Origin of the sequence: Acetobacter oryzoeni (assembly GCF_004014775.2) — a bacterium.
Lineage (GTDB): Bacteria > Pseudomonadota > Alphaproteobacteria > Acetobacterales > Acetobacteraceae > Acetobacter > Acetobacter oryzoeni.
Genome location: NZ_CP042808.1, coordinates 289,311 through 303,083, shown reverse-complemented (window position 1 = coordinate 303,083; position 13,773 = coordinate 289,311). Strand labels below are relative to the sequence as shown.

The window sequence follows — 13,773 nt, the reverse complement described above, 5'->3', positions numbered from 1 at the left end:
AGTAAAGGGTGACTATGTTTGTCACATAGTCACCCTTGTGCATAGCGTCCGATCAGGACTTCTTGCTGTCGTTCACGTCTTCAAAGTCAGCGTCAACGATTTCTTTTTCGTCCGGCTTTGCAGCTTCTGCTTCCGGAGCAGCTTCACCAGCCTGACCAGCCTTGTAAGCGGCTTCACCCACCTTCATGGCTGCCTGTGTCAGGCGTTCGGTTGCGCTTTTCAGAGCTTCTGCATCTGTGCCTTCCATAGCGGCCTTAACAGCGGCAATGGCGCTTTCTGCTTCGCTCTTTTCAGCAGCCGGAACCTTGTCACCAGCTTCAGTCAGAGACTTTTCAGTCTGATGCACCAGAGCTTCGGCATTGTTGCGCAGTTCTACCTGCTCACGCTTGGCTTTGTCGGCTTCAGCGTTAGCTTCAGCGTCCTTCACCATCTTGTCGATATCGGTATCGGACAGACCACCAGAAGCCTGGATCTTGATCTGCTGTTCCTTACCGGTTGCCTTGTCCTTAGCGGACACGGACACAATGCCGTTGGCATCGATATCGAAGGTCACTTCAATCTGCGGCACGCCACGCGGAGCTGCAGGAATACCGGTCAGGTCGAAGTTACCCAGCAGCTTGTTATCAGCTGCCATTTCGCGTTCGCCCTGATAGACCTTAATGGTCACAGCGCTCTGGTTATCTTCCGCTGTGGAGAACACCTGGCTCTTCTTGGTCGGGATGGTTGTGTTGCGGTCGATCAGACGGGTGAACACACCACCCAGCGTTTCAATACCCAGAGAAAGCGGAGTTACGTCCAGCAGCAGAACGTCTTTAACATCACCCTTCAGAACGGCACCCTGAATAGCAGCACCAATGGCCACAACTTCATCGGGGTTCACGTTACGGGCTGGGTCTTTGCCAAAGAAGCCTTTAACCGTTTCGATAACCTTGGGCATACGGGTCATACCGCCAACCAGAATGACTTCGTCAATCTGAGAAGCAGACAGGCCAGCATCCTTCAGCGCTGCCTTACAGGGTTCCAGCGTACGCTGCACCAGATCGTCCACAAGGCTTTCCAGCTTGGCGCGGGTCAGCTTCAGAACAAGGTGTTTCGGGCCAGATGCATCGGCCGTGATGAACGGCAGGTTGATTTCTGTTTCCTTGGAGGAAGACAGTTCGATCTTGGCTTTTTCTGCTGCTTCTTTCAGACGCTGCAGAGCCAGCTTATCAGACCGCAGATCAATACCCTGTTCGCGTTTGAACTCGTCTGCCAAGTAACCGATGATACGGTTATCAAAGTCTTCACCACCCAGGAACGTATCACCGTTAGTGGATTTCACTTCGATCACGCCATCGGAAATTTCCAGGACGGAAACGTCAAACGTGCCACCACCAAGGTCATACACAGCCACGGTGCCGCCGCTTTTCTTTTCCAGCCCGTAAGCCAGAGCAGCTGCTGTGGGTTCGTTGATGATACGCAGCACTTCAAGGCCGGCAATCTTACCTGCATCCTTGGTTGCCTGACGCTGGGCATCGTTAAAGTAAGCCGGAACGGTGATAACCGCCTGAGAAACTTTTTCACCCAGATAGGATTCAGCCGTTTCCTTCATCTTGCCCAGAACGAAGGCGGAAATCTGTGAGGGGGCATATTTTTTGCCGCGCGCCTCAACCCATGCGTCGCCATTGTCACCCTGAACGATGGCGTAGGGCACCATTTCCTTGTCTTTCTGGACTGTCGGATCATCAAAACGACGACCGATCAGACGCTTAACAGCGTAGAAAGTGTTGGCCGGATTGGTAACTGCCTGACGCTTTGCAGCCTGACCCACCAGCATTTCACCACTTTCGGTGAAAGCCACCATAGACGGGGTGGTGCGTGCGCCTTCGCTGTTTTCGATAACCTTAGTTTCGTTACCTTCACGCACTGCAACGCAGGAGTTGGTCGTACCAAGGTCGATACCAATAACTTTACTCATTATATATTCCCTTTCAGCGACCCTATCTGGCCCGAAGCACCAGAAAAGGCCCTTGCTTTCATTTACCCGCCCGCTCTGCCCGTAATAAGGTAAAAGCAGGCCTGAATGATAAACCTGATGTATGGTGGCGTTTTCTCTTTTTCAAGAAGGGAAAACACCTTGGCGGGCAGGATTTTTTACCTGCCGCCATGCCGTAACCTCCTGATCAGGAAGCCTTGGCAACCACCACCATGGCTGGCTTAAGCAGGCGCCCGTGCAGCGTCCATGTTGGCGTCCATGCCTGCATGACCGTACCGGGTTCGTGCTCAGCACTGGGCTGCTCCGCCATTGCCTGATGCAGGTTGGCATCAAATGGCTTGCCTGACGGGTCATCACACTTGATGCCATGGCGTTCCAGAATGGAAATGAAGGAACGTTCCGTGCTTTCAATGCCTTCACGCATTTTGGTCAGCACAGAATCTTCACCTTCCTGCGCAGGTGGCAGGCTGGCCAGCGCACGGCGCAGGTTTTCTGCGGCCTCTACAACGTCACGCGCAAATTTCTGCACGGCGTACTGGCGGGCATCATCCAGATCACGCTTGGCGCGGGCGCGCAGGTTCTGGTTTTCAGCCTCTGAGCGCAGCCACTTTTCCTTAAAGTCAGCAGCGGCCTGCTCAAGTTCCTGAATACGCGCTTCCGGGCCGCTTGGCTGACCGTTCTGCGCAGCTTCAGCAGCGGCTTCGTGTTCCGGAGCCGTCTGCTCGGCCGGGGCCGGCTGTGCTGCCGGCGTTTCGACCTGTGTGGGATCTGTATCTTGGGTCATGCCTTTTGAAGTAAGCAACACAAACGCCGCCGACAAGACCCGCCACCCCTGCCATGTGCATGATTTTATGCCCCATCTACACAATACAGAAAAAAGCTGGCCGATTCTGGACAGGGGCACTTGGCAGGATAGGATGGCACGTCCTAGTCTATAGGGCTTGCTCGCATGGCAGCAGGGAAGGACAACGCAGACAATGACAGAGCGCACCAAGCAGACAATTGCGCTAGTGGATGATGACCGCAATATCCTGACATCGGTGCAGATGACGCTGGAGGCAGAAGGCTTCAATGTTCGCACATATACAGACGGCGAATCGGCGCTGCAGGGCTTAACGGCCTATCCGGTTGATCTGGCTGTTCTGGACATCAAGATGCCCCGCATGGATGGCATGGAACTTCTGCAACGGTTGCGCACCCGCTCCAACCTGCCTGTCATTTTCCTATCCTCCAAAAACGAGGAAGTGGACCAGCTTATGGGCCTGCGCCTTGGGGCGGATGATTACATCACCAAGCCGTTCTCCCAACGCCTTTTGCTGGAACGCATCCGCGCCCTGCTGCGCCGGAATGAAGTAAGCCGAGCAGAAGCCAATGGGGAACCTACGGGTGGTGCATTGGTGCGTGGCAACCTTTCCCTGGATGAACTACGCCACAAATGCACATGGAAAGGGGAAGATGTGCCCCTGACCGTAACGGAGTTTCTGCTGGTAAAAACACTGGCCCAGCGGCCCGGACTGGTGAAATCCCGCGATCAGCTGATTGATGCTGCGTATGGCGACACCGTGTATGTGGATGACCGCACCATCGACAGCCATATCAAGCGTGTGCGCAAAAAGTTCCGCCAGGTGGATGACGAATTCAACCAGATCGAAACCCTATACGGTATCGGTTACCGATATCGGGAAGACTGATCGCGGTTCATGACCAGCCAGCCCGCCCCTTCTTTTTTTAAGGCGCTGGCAGGCCGCATTGGTGGCCTGCATTATCTGTCTATGCCGGGCAACAAGCCCCGCAAAGGCAGTATAGAAGCCACAGCGGCTTATCAGGCCTCTCGCACACGGCTGATTTCTCCGCTGATGCGGCGGGTCTTGCTGGTGAATATCTTGCCTATCGCTCTGCTGGGCGTAACCATTCTGTTTCTGAACCAGTTTCGGAACGGTCTTCTGGCAACAGAAGTCACAGCCCTGCGTGAACAGGCCCGGATTTATGCAGGCGCGTTGGGGCAAAGTGCCGTACGCGCAACGCACCCCCACGCCACTAACCCGCAGGATCGGGGCTATGTGCTAGAAGAATCTCTAGCCCGCCCACTGCTGCTGCGGCTTACAGAACCAAGCCCCAATGCCCATGCCCGCCTGTTTGGGCCGGATGGCCGCTTGGTGGCCGACAACCTGGCAGACTGGCCCGAAACGGCAGAACCCGCTCCAGCCACACCGCGCAACGAGCAACGTGTAAAAACCATCCCTTTTCCGCCAGCCACGCAGCCCGGCATTTATGAACGGTTTCTCACATGGCTATGGGGGAGCCATAATTCGGGCATTGTTACGCTGAACACGGATGAGGAAGATATTCCTGCCCGGCCGTCTGGCACTGCCATCGGCACACAAGGCGCCCCGCCACCTCCACCGCAGGAAGCGCCGCCCTATATCCGGCGTACTGCTCGGGGGCGCCTGATTATTACGGTGGCTGAACCCGTTATGCACGATGGCAGCACCATTGGCATTATTCAGCTTACCCGCGTGGCCTCACAGGTTGATCGCTCCCTGTTTGCCATTCGCTCTTCCATTCTGTCCGTTTTTCTGATGGCACTTGTGCTGACGGTACTGCTCTCGTGGTACCTCTCACTCACCATTGCCCGGCCATTATTGCGGCTGGCAGCATCAGCACAGGTTATGCGTGATGCAACAGGGCGCACTGGCACCGTACCCGCACGACTGCTGGCCAGACGTGATGAAATTGGCGATGTGGCGCGTGCCCTACAAGCCAGTGCGCAAGCGCTCTGGAAGCGAATGGATGCCATTGAGCGCTTTGCCGCCGATGTCAGCCACGAAATTAAAAATCCGCTATCCTCGATCCGCTCAGCCATTGAAACACTGCTGCGTATTGAAGACCTGAACCAGCAGCGCCGCCTGCTGACCATTATCAATGATGATGTGCGCAGGTTGGATAGGCTGATAACTGATATCTCAGATGCCAGCCGTCTGGATGCCGAAATGTCTCGCGCAAAGGCTGAGCCTGTTGCCATTGCGCCGTTGCTTTCTGTTTTAGCAGAAATTCAGCAGGCCACGCGGCAAGATGGACAACCCATTGTGCAAACAAATGTGCAGGGTGATACCCCAGAAAGCCCACTGGAAGTTCTGGCGGTAGAAGACCGGCTTGTGCAGGTTTTACGCAACCTGATTGGCAATGCCATTTCCTTTTCTCCGCCCAACGGCCACATCACGCTTTCAGCTATGCCAACGGGTAAGATGGTAACCATTTCTGTTGCGGATGAAGGCCCGGGCATTCCTCAGGCCAAGCTGGATTCGATTTTTGACCGTTTTTATTCCGAGCGCCCGAAGAATGAAAACTTCGGCCAACACTCAGGCTTGGGGCTTTCCATCAGTCGGCAGATTATAGAAGCCCTGCATGGCACAATTTCTGTTGATAATCTGCACAACCAGAATGGGCAGGTTATTGGGGCCTGTTTCACCATCCAGCTGCCACGGGTGAGTGTCACCCGCTAGGCTGGTAAAACTGGGCATATCAGAAGGCGTAATCTTCTTCCTGCGCCTCAAGAATTTCTTCCTGCACAACCAGCTCAAAAATGATTTTGGGCTGGGAAGAAGGTGCATCCTTCAACCACATCAGTGTCATGGTTGGGGAAATGGAAGGAAAAAACTGCCTGAAAACAGGAAAACAAGACGGAAAATTTTCAGCATCGGCAACGGTGCAGAGAATATGGGTGACATCATGCAAAGCATGCCCCTGTTTGGCCAGAAGCTCTACCCCCTGCTCCAATGCTGCCCGGCACTGCTCAGCCATATCCAGCCCTTTGATATGCGGAGCCGTTATGCCTGAAAGAACAAATCCACCCGTTATATGTTTAAGATGTGGTGTATGCTGTTTCACCAAAGCCCGATCTGCCTGTTGTTTTTGCGTCATCACAATGTCAGGACGTAAGGCAAGAACGAACGAACCGCAATTTTCTCTTTCGTAACAAACGCCTTGTTTTACGTCACAAAACGCAACGATGTGTTACGAAGTGATGCCTGCCTTGAGTATAATGCCTTCTCACAACGGGCCAAACTGCAGTAAAGTGGCTTGGCAAAGCGCTTAACTGGTTTACTGGCTGATTGCGGGTTCTGGCATCTTTTTGCATCATCAACCAGCACCTGCCAGCCTCAAGATGGAGAGGAAAAGCCGTTCATGGTTACGGCAGATGATACGCCTGCACCACGCCGCATTCTGCTGGTGTCCGGCCTATCTGGGGCGGGCAAATCCTCCATCCTGCGGATTCTGGAAGATCTGGAACACGAAGTTATCGACAACCCCCCACTTGGGATGTTGGATGATATTGTAGCCCGTGCAGAACGCCCAGTTGCCATTGGGGTAGATTCCCGCACCCGTGGGTTTGATGCTTCCGCCGTGCTGGAAGCCATGGCCCGCCTGCGCATGAACCCGCACCTGCGTGTTGAGCTAATTTATGCCACAGCAGATGAAAGCGTGCTGCTACGCCGCTATACGGCAACACGCCGCCGCCACCCGCTGGCCCCGCACGGCAGTATCAAAGAAGGCATTGAAGAAGAAATAGCCCTGACAGCGCCGCTACGGGCTGCGGCTGATCTGGTGATTGATACAACAGACATGCCCCCGCCGGAGCTACGCCAGTTTGTAGAAAGCCGTTTCAGCCCTTGGACTGGTGGCGCGCAGGAAGGCCTGACCGTAGCGCTCATGTCTTTTGCCTACCCTGCAGGCTTGCCGCGTGAAGCTGATATTGTTTTTGATGCCCGCTTTTTGCGCAACCCACATTATGTGCCCGAACTGGCCCCCAAAACCGGGCTGGATTCTGATGTTGCGGAATATGTAGCGGAAGACCGCGATTACCTGCCGTTCCTGAACCAGATTCATGCCATGCTGCAACTGGTGCTTCCGCGCTTTGTGCGGGAAGGCAAGAAGTATGCCACCATTGCCATTGGCTGTTCCGGCGGGCGGCATCGCTCCGTAACCATTGTAGAAGCCTTGGCCAAAAGACTTTCGGCGCCTGATGGAATGGGACATTACGAGGGCGCGGGAAAATGGCCCATCATGGTTATGCACCGTGAACTGGCCCGGCAGGGCATTACCTCTTGGCGGTGGGCCAGAAAACCTGTGGAGCCTGCCCTGTCTGATTCCTCCCGCACGCTCTAATTTTAAGCAGGAGCATAGACTGCCATCAGGCGTGCCCCACCTGTCCGCTCAAGCGCAATGGGTCAATATTGATAGAAGCCAAGGCACGCCGCCACTTGGCTGCATGGTCACTTCCAAACACAATATCCCGCGTGGCGGGTGCCACCAACCAGGCATCGTGCTGCAGAATTTCCTCTTCAAGCTGCCCGGCTGTCCAACTGGCATGGCCCATAGCCAACAGGGCTTCTTGCGGGCCTTTGCCTGCAGCAATTTCCTTCAGCACATCCACGCTGCCTGTCAGGGCAACATTGGGGCTGACACTCAGGCTATTTTCCCCTTCCCATTCAGCAGAATGCAACACAAGGCCCCGCCCGGCATCTACTGGGCCACCAGCACACAAACCAATGCGCCTGACAGGAGGCATGGGCTGGATATCAAGTTGGGCTAACAATTCATCAAAGCTGGCCACAGCCAGACGTTTGTTCACCACCAGCCCCATGGTGCCGGTATCTGGCGCATGTGCGCAGATATAAATCACACTCTGAGCAAAAGGGGTTTGCGCCAACATGGGAGAAGCCACCAGCAGCATACCTGCAAGAGAGTGTGTCTCTTCTGGTTTGGAAGGTGCAGAAATAGAAGAATGTACGGATATCATACTTAGAATATGAGAAGCGCCTCTTTTTTTGACAAGATTGCCCCTGCCTTTATGACTGACATATGCCCCGCCACACTCCGTGAAGGGCAAATATTTTGTAAGGCAATTATAGCATGAATACTCTTTCGCGCTTTCTGGATGCGCTAGACAGCTATCATGTTACGGATGGCAGCAAGTTTAAACTGAGCGCGCATAATCCGAATGATGACGGCAATCTGGGCCTGACAAAAGCAGATGGAAAACTTCTGCTGCGCAAAGTCAAAAGCCTTTTGCAAATATTGCAGGAACTTCTTTACGCAAACCAAACCCACTCTTTGCTCATCATTTTGCAAGGCATGGATGCTGCGGGCAAAGATGGCACCATCAAGCATGTGATGTCTGGCGTGAACCCTCAGGGTGTGTCCGTAACATCCTTCAAACAACCCGGCCCGACTGAACTGCAACACGGTTTTTTATGGCGGATCCATACTGCGGCACCGCAGGCAGGGCGGATCGTCATTTTTAACCGCAGCCAGTATGAAGATGTGCTTGTAACCCGTGTGCATCCGGAATTGCTCCAGAACGCCCATCTGACGGGAGAGGTGAACACTCCTGAATTCTGGAAAGGCCGCTTTAGCGATATCCGCCACCTGGAACACTATTTCAGCCGCCAAGGTACTGTGGTGCTCAAGTTTTTCCTGAATATCTCGCCCGAAGAACAGCGGAAACGCCTGTTGGCCCGGCTGGATATTCCGGAAAAGCGCTGGAAATTCTCACCTTCCGATTTGAAGGAGCGTGAATTCTGGAAGGAATATGCCACGGCTTATCAGGATGCCATTGCTGAAACAGCACGCCCTTATGCACCGTGGATTATCGTACCTTCCAACCACAAATGGTATGCGCGCCTTGTGGTGATTGGCACCATTATTCGTGCCCTTAGAAACCTGCATCAGGTTACACCCAAGCCCGCGCCAGAGGTTGAACACTTTCTGGATGAATACCGCGCCCATCTTCTGGCTGAAAAAGGCCAGATTCCCACACCACAAAACTGAACCTGAATGATGTCTTCACGTTTTCCCGCACTTATGCTGGCAGGCCTTACGGGTTTGACAGCCTCTTTCCTCTCCTCCCCCGCACAAGCCCGATGGGGATGGAAGCAGGAAGCCCCTGCTGCATCCTCCATGCCCGCAACCTGCAATAATCAGGATTTCCTGAACAAACAGCAGGATTATGAAAACGGCGGCGCCAAAGGGGATACACCTGTTCATATCTGCGGTACCGTGCGCGCAGTCAGCCCCAAGGCGCGCCATACCCGCAGTGGGTGGCATGGGTATTTTTACGTAACCGTTGCCCCCAACATTTCCATCCGCATTGTGACCAATCTAGATGAAATGCACACGCCATCATGGCCGTGGGTGAATAAGGGAGACCAGGTGGAAGTGGTGGGCCGTTATTACTACGATTCCTACCGCAAGCAGGGCATTGACTGGACACACCGCGGCACTGGCAAATCCTGGCCAATTCCGGGTTCTGTTACGGTTAATGGCACCAAGTACGACTGATCTTTTTTCAGTTCCACACAGCACATACAAACAGGGCCGCCAGATATTTTCTGGCGGCCCTGCTGTTATTTACGCACGTGGCAGATATTCATCAGCCCGTTGCTTCTTCCTCATGTTCACTACCGTGAGTGTCTTCCCCATTGCTGGAAGAGCTATTGCTGCTTTCAACAATATCAAACGCCAGTTCACCGTTCTTCAGGCCGATTTTCACGGCTCCACCCTTTGCCAACTTGCCAAACAGCAGTTCTTCAGCCAGCGGCTTCTTGATGGATTCCTGAATAACGCGCCCCAGAGGCCGTGCGCCATACAACCTGTCATACCCGCGCTCTGCCAGCCATTCCTTGGCTGCGGAAGACAGTTCAATGGTTACGTTGCGGTCTGCAAGCTGTGCTTCCAACTGCAGCACAAACTTTTCAACCACCTGCCCCACAATTTCAGGCGAGAGATGTGCAAACGGAATAATGGCATCCAGACGGTTGCGGAACTCTGGTGTGAACAGGCGTTTAATGGCCTCTTCATCCTCACCTTCTCGCACCTGACGGCCAAAGCCCACAGCTTCCTTGCTCATATCCGACGCACCAGCATTGGTGGTCATGATCAGGATAACGTTGCGGAAATCGACCGTCTTGCCGTTATGGTCCGTCAGCTTTCCGTTATCCATCACCTGCAACAGCACGTTGTACAGATCTGGATGTGCTTTTTCGATTTCATCCAGAAGCAGCACTGCGTGTGGATGCTGATCAATGGCATCTGTCAGCAAACCGCCCTGATCGAACCCGACATACCCCGGAGGCGCACCCAACAGACGAGAGATGGAATGCCGCTCCATGTATTCGGACATATCGAAGCGAACCAGCTCAATCCCCAGCGCTGTTGCCAGCTGGCGGGCCACTTCTGTTTTACCAACCCCGGTGGGGCCAGAGAACAGGTAGTTGCCAATCGGCTTTTCTGCATCACGCAGGCCAGCACGTGCCAGCTTGATGGCAGCAGACAAGGCATCAATCGCCTGATCCTGCCCGAACACCATACCTTTCAGATCGCGTTCCAAAGAGCGCAGCACTTCCTTGTCATCCGCAGAAATGCTTTTGGGCGGAATGCGGGCAATACGCGCGATAATGTCTTCCACATCCTTCAGGTTCACCGTCTTGCGGCGGCGGCCTTCAGGCTGAAGCATGCGGGAAGCGCCTACCTCATCAATCACGTCAATTGCCTTATCGGGCAGCTTACGATCATGAATATACTTGGCAGACAGTTCCACTGCCGCACGGATAGCTTCTTCCGTGTAACGCACCTTGTGATGTTTTTCGTAGCTGCCTTTCAGGCCGCGCAGAATCTTCACCGCATCATCAATTGTGGGTTCTGGCACATCAATCTTCTGGAAGCGCCGCACAAGTGCGCGGTCTTTTTCAAAGTGCTGCCGGAATTCCTTATACGTTGTAGAGCCAATGCAACGCAGAGTGCCTGCTGCCAAAGCGGGTTTAAGCAGGTTGGAGGCATCCATCGCGCCGCCTGATGTTGCCCCGGCACCAATAACGGTGTGGATTTCATCAATAAACAGGATGGCGTGCGGGTCCTGATCCAGCTCTGTCACCACAGCTTTCAGGCGTTCTTCAAAATCACCGCGGTAGCGTGTGCCTGCCAGCAATGCGCCCATATCCAGCGAATAGATGGTGGATTTCAGCAGCACTTCTGGCACGTTACCTTCCACAATACGGCGGGCAAGCCCTTCCGCAATGGCGGTTTTACCTACTCCCGGGTCCCCCACATACAGCGGGTTGTTCTTGGTGCGGCGGCACAGAATCTGAATAGTGCGCTCAATTTCCGTATCACGCCCGATAAGCGGATCTACCTTACCGGCAATCGCCTTATCGTTCAGATTAACGCAATAGGTAGAAAGCGCATCCTGATTGCCCTTCTGGCTCTTGCTTTCAGTCCGCTCGGGTTCTTCACCCTTTTCTGCGTTCGATTCCGTACCCGCCACCGGGCGGCGAGTAGAACGATCCGGCGCTTTGGCAATACCGTGAGACAGAAAGTTAACAGCATCCAGACGCGTCATATCCTGCAGCTGCAGGAAATACACTGCATGGCTTTCCCGCTCGGCAAACAGGGCCACAAGCACGTTTGCACCTGTTACCTCATCCCGCCCGGTAGATTGCACATGAATAGCCGCCCGCTGAATAACGCGCTGGAACGCGGCGGTAGGTTTTGGTTCTGTTGGCCGATCAGATGCCAGCCCAGCCAGATCCTTATCCAGAAAACCTGTCAGATCCGTGCGCAGGCGGTCCAGATCCACCCCGCACGCCCGGAACACCGTAACGGCGTCCGCATCATCAACCAGGGCAAGAAGCAGATGCTCAAGCGTGGCGTATTCATGATGCCGTTCACCGGCCAGAATGAGCGCCCGATGTAGAGTCTGTTCGAGATTGCGTGACAACATGACGAGACGCTCCTTTCCCCAGACATTGCAGGCACGGTAGCAACGCTACCCACCATACCCGCAGCCCTTGTTATCATATTTGGCTGCTTCTTCAGGAAATGCGAGTCTTATTCCGCGTAAAAAACGCGTACCATGCCGTTTTTTAGCAATAACCTTGCAGAAGTGATCAGTCTTTTTCGATCGTACACTGTAACGGGTGCTGGTTTTGCCGCGCCAAGTCCATAACTTGCGCCACCTTGGTTTCGGCTACTTCATAAGTGAACACACCACACACCCCAACACCGCGCCGATGCACATTGAGCATGATGTCTGTGGCCTCTTCCCGATTCTTCTGAAAAAAGCGTTCGAGCACGTACACCACAAATTCCATTGGGGTGTAATCATCATTCAGCATCAGCACTTTGTACATGGCCGGCTTGCGGGTTTTGGGTTTGGCCCGCACCACTACGCCAATATCAGCACCATCATCCGAAGAATCCGTGCCTCCGCCACGGCGCAAAGGCCCATTACCCGTATGCAAAACAGGATCGCGATACAGAACCATTATGGGCAAACTCCGGCAGCAGGTCAGACAAAATCATAAGGCTGTATCTTCCACCATATCGGTTACGGCAACCCCATATGGAAGAGGACATACCACGCCATACCTTTATAACGTGGCTATGCCCCGTGCACTGCCATATTTGTGCCACATAGGCAGAACACACGAAAATATACACTACCACGCCGCTAAAACTGAAACCCTGATTCGGATTTTTCCAGATTTATGCAGTCGTGGGCTTGCGATCTTAAGCGGCAGACGGAATAGTAACCCTGCAGGAAGCAGGTGGGGGTGGCAGTGGCAAACAGGACAGTAATGCGGCACGCAACAACGGCAGAAAATAATATGCTGCCCAAGCTGAAACGTAAAAAAACACCCTCTTTGCGCAAATGGGTTGGCCTGTTGGCAGGCTTGGCTATTGGCACCACAGTTACTTATGGCAAAGCGCAGGCCCAGTATGCAGGGCAGTTAAGCTCCATTGTGGTGGATGCACGCACCGGTGCTGTTCTTTCGCAAGATGATCCAGACCTCCGCCGCTACCCGGCCAGCCTGACAAAGCTGATGACCCTGTATATGACATTCAACGCCCTGCGCGCTGGTGCCATCTCGCTAGATCAAGCTGTACCTGTTTCCATCCATGCCTCTACTATGGAACCTTCCAAACTCGGATTGGTTCCCGGTTCACATCTTACTGTTGAACAGGCAATTCTGGCTCTTGTTACCAAATCCGCCAACGATGCTGCCTGCGCATTGGGTGAATTGATTGGTGGCGGAAGCGAACCCCAGTTTGCCGCAATGATGACGCAGCAGGCCCACTACCTGGGCATGAGCAACACCACCTTCCGCAATGCTTCTGGCCTGCCTGACCCGGACCAGATGACAACAGCACGCGATCTGGCCACCCTAGGCCGCCGTCTGATTTCTGATTTCCCCGAATATTATCACTACTTTTCAACGCCGTATTTCAGCTTCCACCGCCGCATCATTCCCAACCACAACCCCATGCTCAAAGTGTACGCAGGGGCAGATGGCATGAAAACCGGTTACACGCAGGAAGCCGGGCGTAACCTTGTTACCTCCGCCATCCGTGATAACGTGCGCCTTGTGGGCGTGGTTATGGGGGCTTCCAGCAACAACCAGCGTTCTCTGGTTATGGCCAATCAGCTAGACCGTGGGTTTGATGCAGAAGGTGTAGCCCCGGTTGCACGGCCTCTTATGCTAGCCCGTGCCCAGATTGGCACACGCACAGCCCGCAACCATCATGCACTTATCATGGCGGCATCTGCCCACCGCCGTGTGGTAGAAGTGGCCTCCGCCCCTGCAGCACGCCGTGGCCGACACGTTATGGCCATGCCTGTTTCTGGCGGCCACCATGTACGGTTAATTGGTGCCAAGGTGCGGCCAGCAACGGCTACATCTTCCAGAAGCGCAACCAAACACCATGCAACGCATAACCATACCTGAGTTTTTTCTGCCGAT

General features: G+C 54.1%; 12 protein-coding genes. 6 read left to right on the top strand and 6 right to left on the bottom strand.

Annotation, left to right across the window (positions count from 1 at the left end; genetic code table 11):
* Positions 1-52: 52 nt before the first annotated feature.
* The gene (dnaK, locus tag EOV40_RS01475) at positions 53-1,957 is read right to left on the bottom strand and encodes a molecular chaperone DnaK (protein WP_050819116.1); all 1,905 of its coding nucleotides are present in this window, start codon (positions 1,955-1,957) and stop codon (positions 53-55) included.
* 205 nt (positions 1,958-2,162) lie between these two features.
* The gene (locus tag EOV40_RS01470) at positions 2,163-2,759 is read right to left on the bottom strand and encodes a nucleotide exchange factor GrpE (protein WP_050819115.1); all 597 of its coding nucleotides are present in this window, start codon (positions 2,757-2,759) and stop codon (positions 2,163-2,165) included.
* 193 nt (positions 2,760-2,952) lie between these two features.
* On the opposite strand from EOV40_RS01470, the gene EOV40_RS01465 reads away from it, so the two are divergent.
* Positions 2,953-3,666, top strand: a complete 714-nt coding sequence (locus EOV40_RS01465) for a response regulator transcription factor (RefSeq protein WP_003623821.1) — start codon at positions 2,953-2,955, stop codon at positions 3,664-3,666.
* A 9-nt stretch (positions 3,667-3,675) separates the two neighbouring features.
* Positions 3,676-5,478, top strand: coding sequence for an ATP-binding protein (locus EOV40_RS01460; RefSeq protein ID WP_128104838.1), 1,803 nt, complete (start codon positions 3,676-3,678; stop codon positions 5,476-5,478).
* Positions 5,479-5,497: 19 nt separating this feature from the next.
* On the opposite strand, the gene EOV40_RS01455 is transcribed toward EOV40_RS01460, so the two are convergent.
* Positions 5,498-5,896: a RidA family protein gene (locus tag EOV40_RS01455; protein WP_128104837.1), complete on the bottom strand. Its 399-nt coding sequence runs from the start codon at positions 5,894-5,896 to the stop codon at positions 5,498-5,500.
* A gap of 264 nt (positions 5,897-6,160) precedes the next feature.
* On the opposite strand from EOV40_RS01455, the gene rapZ reads away from it, so the two are divergent.
* Positions 6,161-7,141, top strand: coding sequence for an RNase adapter RapZ (gene rapZ, locus EOV40_RS01450; protein ID WP_128104836.1), 981 nt, complete (start codon positions 6,161-6,163; stop codon positions 7,139-7,141).
* Positions 7,142-7,166: 25 nt separating this feature from the next.
* Here the strand turns inward: rapZ and EOV40_RS01445 are convergent, their stop codons facing one another.
* Positions 7,167-7,775, bottom strand: coding sequence for a YqgE/AlgH family protein (locus EOV40_RS01445; RefSeq protein WP_050819112.1), 609 nt, complete (start codon positions 7,773-7,775; stop codon positions 7,167-7,169).
* Positions 7,776-7,888: 113 nt separating this feature from the next.
* Between EOV40_RS01445 and EOV40_RS01440 the strand changes: the two genes are divergently transcribed.
* On the top strand, positions 7,889-8,806 hold the full coding sequence (locus tag EOV40_RS01440) for a polyphosphate kinase 2 family protein (protein WP_050819111.1): 918 nt from the start codon (positions 7,889-7,891) through the stop codon (positions 8,804-8,806).
* Positions 8,807-8,812: 6 nt separating this feature from the next.
* Positions 8,813-9,316 carry a DUF3465 domain-containing protein gene (locus EOV40_RS01435; RefSeq protein ID WP_128104835.1) on the top strand — a complete coding sequence of 168 codons (504 nt, stop codon included), beginning with the start codon at positions 8,813-8,815 and terminating at the stop codon, positions 9,314-9,316.
* 91 nt (positions 9,317-9,407) lie between these two features.
* Here EOV40_RS01435 and clpA read toward each other — a convergent pair whose 3' ends face one another.
* Both clpA and clpS read right to left on the bottom strand, forming a co-directional pair.
* Positions 9,408-11,753 (bottom strand): ATP-dependent Clp protease ATP-binding subunit ClpA, encoded by a 2,346-nt coding sequence (gene clpA / locus EOV40_RS01430; RefSeq protein WP_050819109.1) that lies wholly within the window; start codon positions 11,751-11,753, stop codon positions 9,408-9,410.
* 166 nt (positions 11,754-11,919) lie between these two features.
* A complete protein-coding gene (gene clpS / locus EOV40_RS01425; RefSeq protein ID WP_128104834.1) occupies positions 11,920-12,297 on the bottom strand; it encodes an ATP-dependent Clp protease adapter ClpS in 378 nt (125 codons plus the stop codon).
* A 312-nt stretch (positions 12,298-12,609) separates the two neighbouring features.
* Between clpS and EOV40_RS01420 the strand changes: the two genes are divergently transcribed.
* Positions 12,610-13,758: a D-alanyl-D-alanine carboxypeptidase family protein gene (locus tag EOV40_RS01420; RefSeq protein WP_050819108.1), complete on the top strand. Its 1,149-nt coding sequence runs from the start codon at positions 12,610-12,612 to the stop codon at positions 13,756-13,758.
* The last annotated feature ends 15 nt before the right edge of the window (positions 13,759-13,773 follow it).

Bases quoted from the DNA above. Each gene is read 5' to 3' on its own strand.
- dnaK (WP_050819116.1), bottom strand. From the start codon at position 1,957: ATGAGTAAAGTTATTGGTATCGACCTTGGTACGACCAACTCCTGCGTT.
- clpA (WP_050819109.1), bottom strand. From the start codon at position 11,753: ATGTTGTCACGCAATCTCGAACAGACTCTACATCGGGCGCTCATTCTG.
- EOV40_RS01435 (WP_128104835.1), top strand. From the start codon at position 8,813: ATGATGTCTTCACGTTTTCCCGCACTTATGCTGGCAGGCCTTACGGGT.
- EOV40_RS01470 (WP_050819115.1), bottom strand. From the start codon at position 2,759: ATGACCCAAGATACAGATCCCACACAGGTCGAAACGCCGGCAGCACAG.
- EOV40_RS01440 (WP_050819111.1), top strand. From the start codon at position 7,889: ATGAATACTCTTTCGCGCTTTCTGGATGCGCTAGACAGCTATCATGTT.
- EOV40_RS01445 (WP_050819112.1), bottom strand. From the start codon at position 7,775: ATGATATCCGTACATTCTTCTATTTCTGCACCTTCCAAACCAGAAGAG.
- EOV40_RS01465 (WP_003623821.1), top strand. From the start codon at position 2,953: ATGACAGAGCGCACCAAGCAGACAATTGCGCTAGTGGATGATGACCGC.
- EOV40_RS01455 (WP_128104837.1), bottom strand. From the start codon at position 5,896: ATGACGCAAAAACAACAGGCAGATCGGGCTTTGGTGAAACAGCATACA.
- rapZ (WP_128104836.1), top strand. From the start codon at position 6,161: ATGGTTACGGCAGATGATACGCCTGCACCACGCCGCATTCTGCTGGTG.
- clpS (WP_128104834.1), bottom strand. From the start codon at position 12,297: ATGGTTCTGTATCGCGATCCTGTTTTGCATACGGGTAATGGGCCTTTG.
- EOV40_RS01420 (WP_050819108.1), top strand. From the start codon at position 12,610: ATGCGGCACGCAACAACGGCAGAAAATAATATGCTGCCCAAGCTGAAA.
- EOV40_RS01460 (WP_128104838.1), top strand. From the start codon at position 3,676: ATGACCAGCCAGCCCGCCCCTTCTTTTTTTAAGGCGCTGGCAGGCCGC.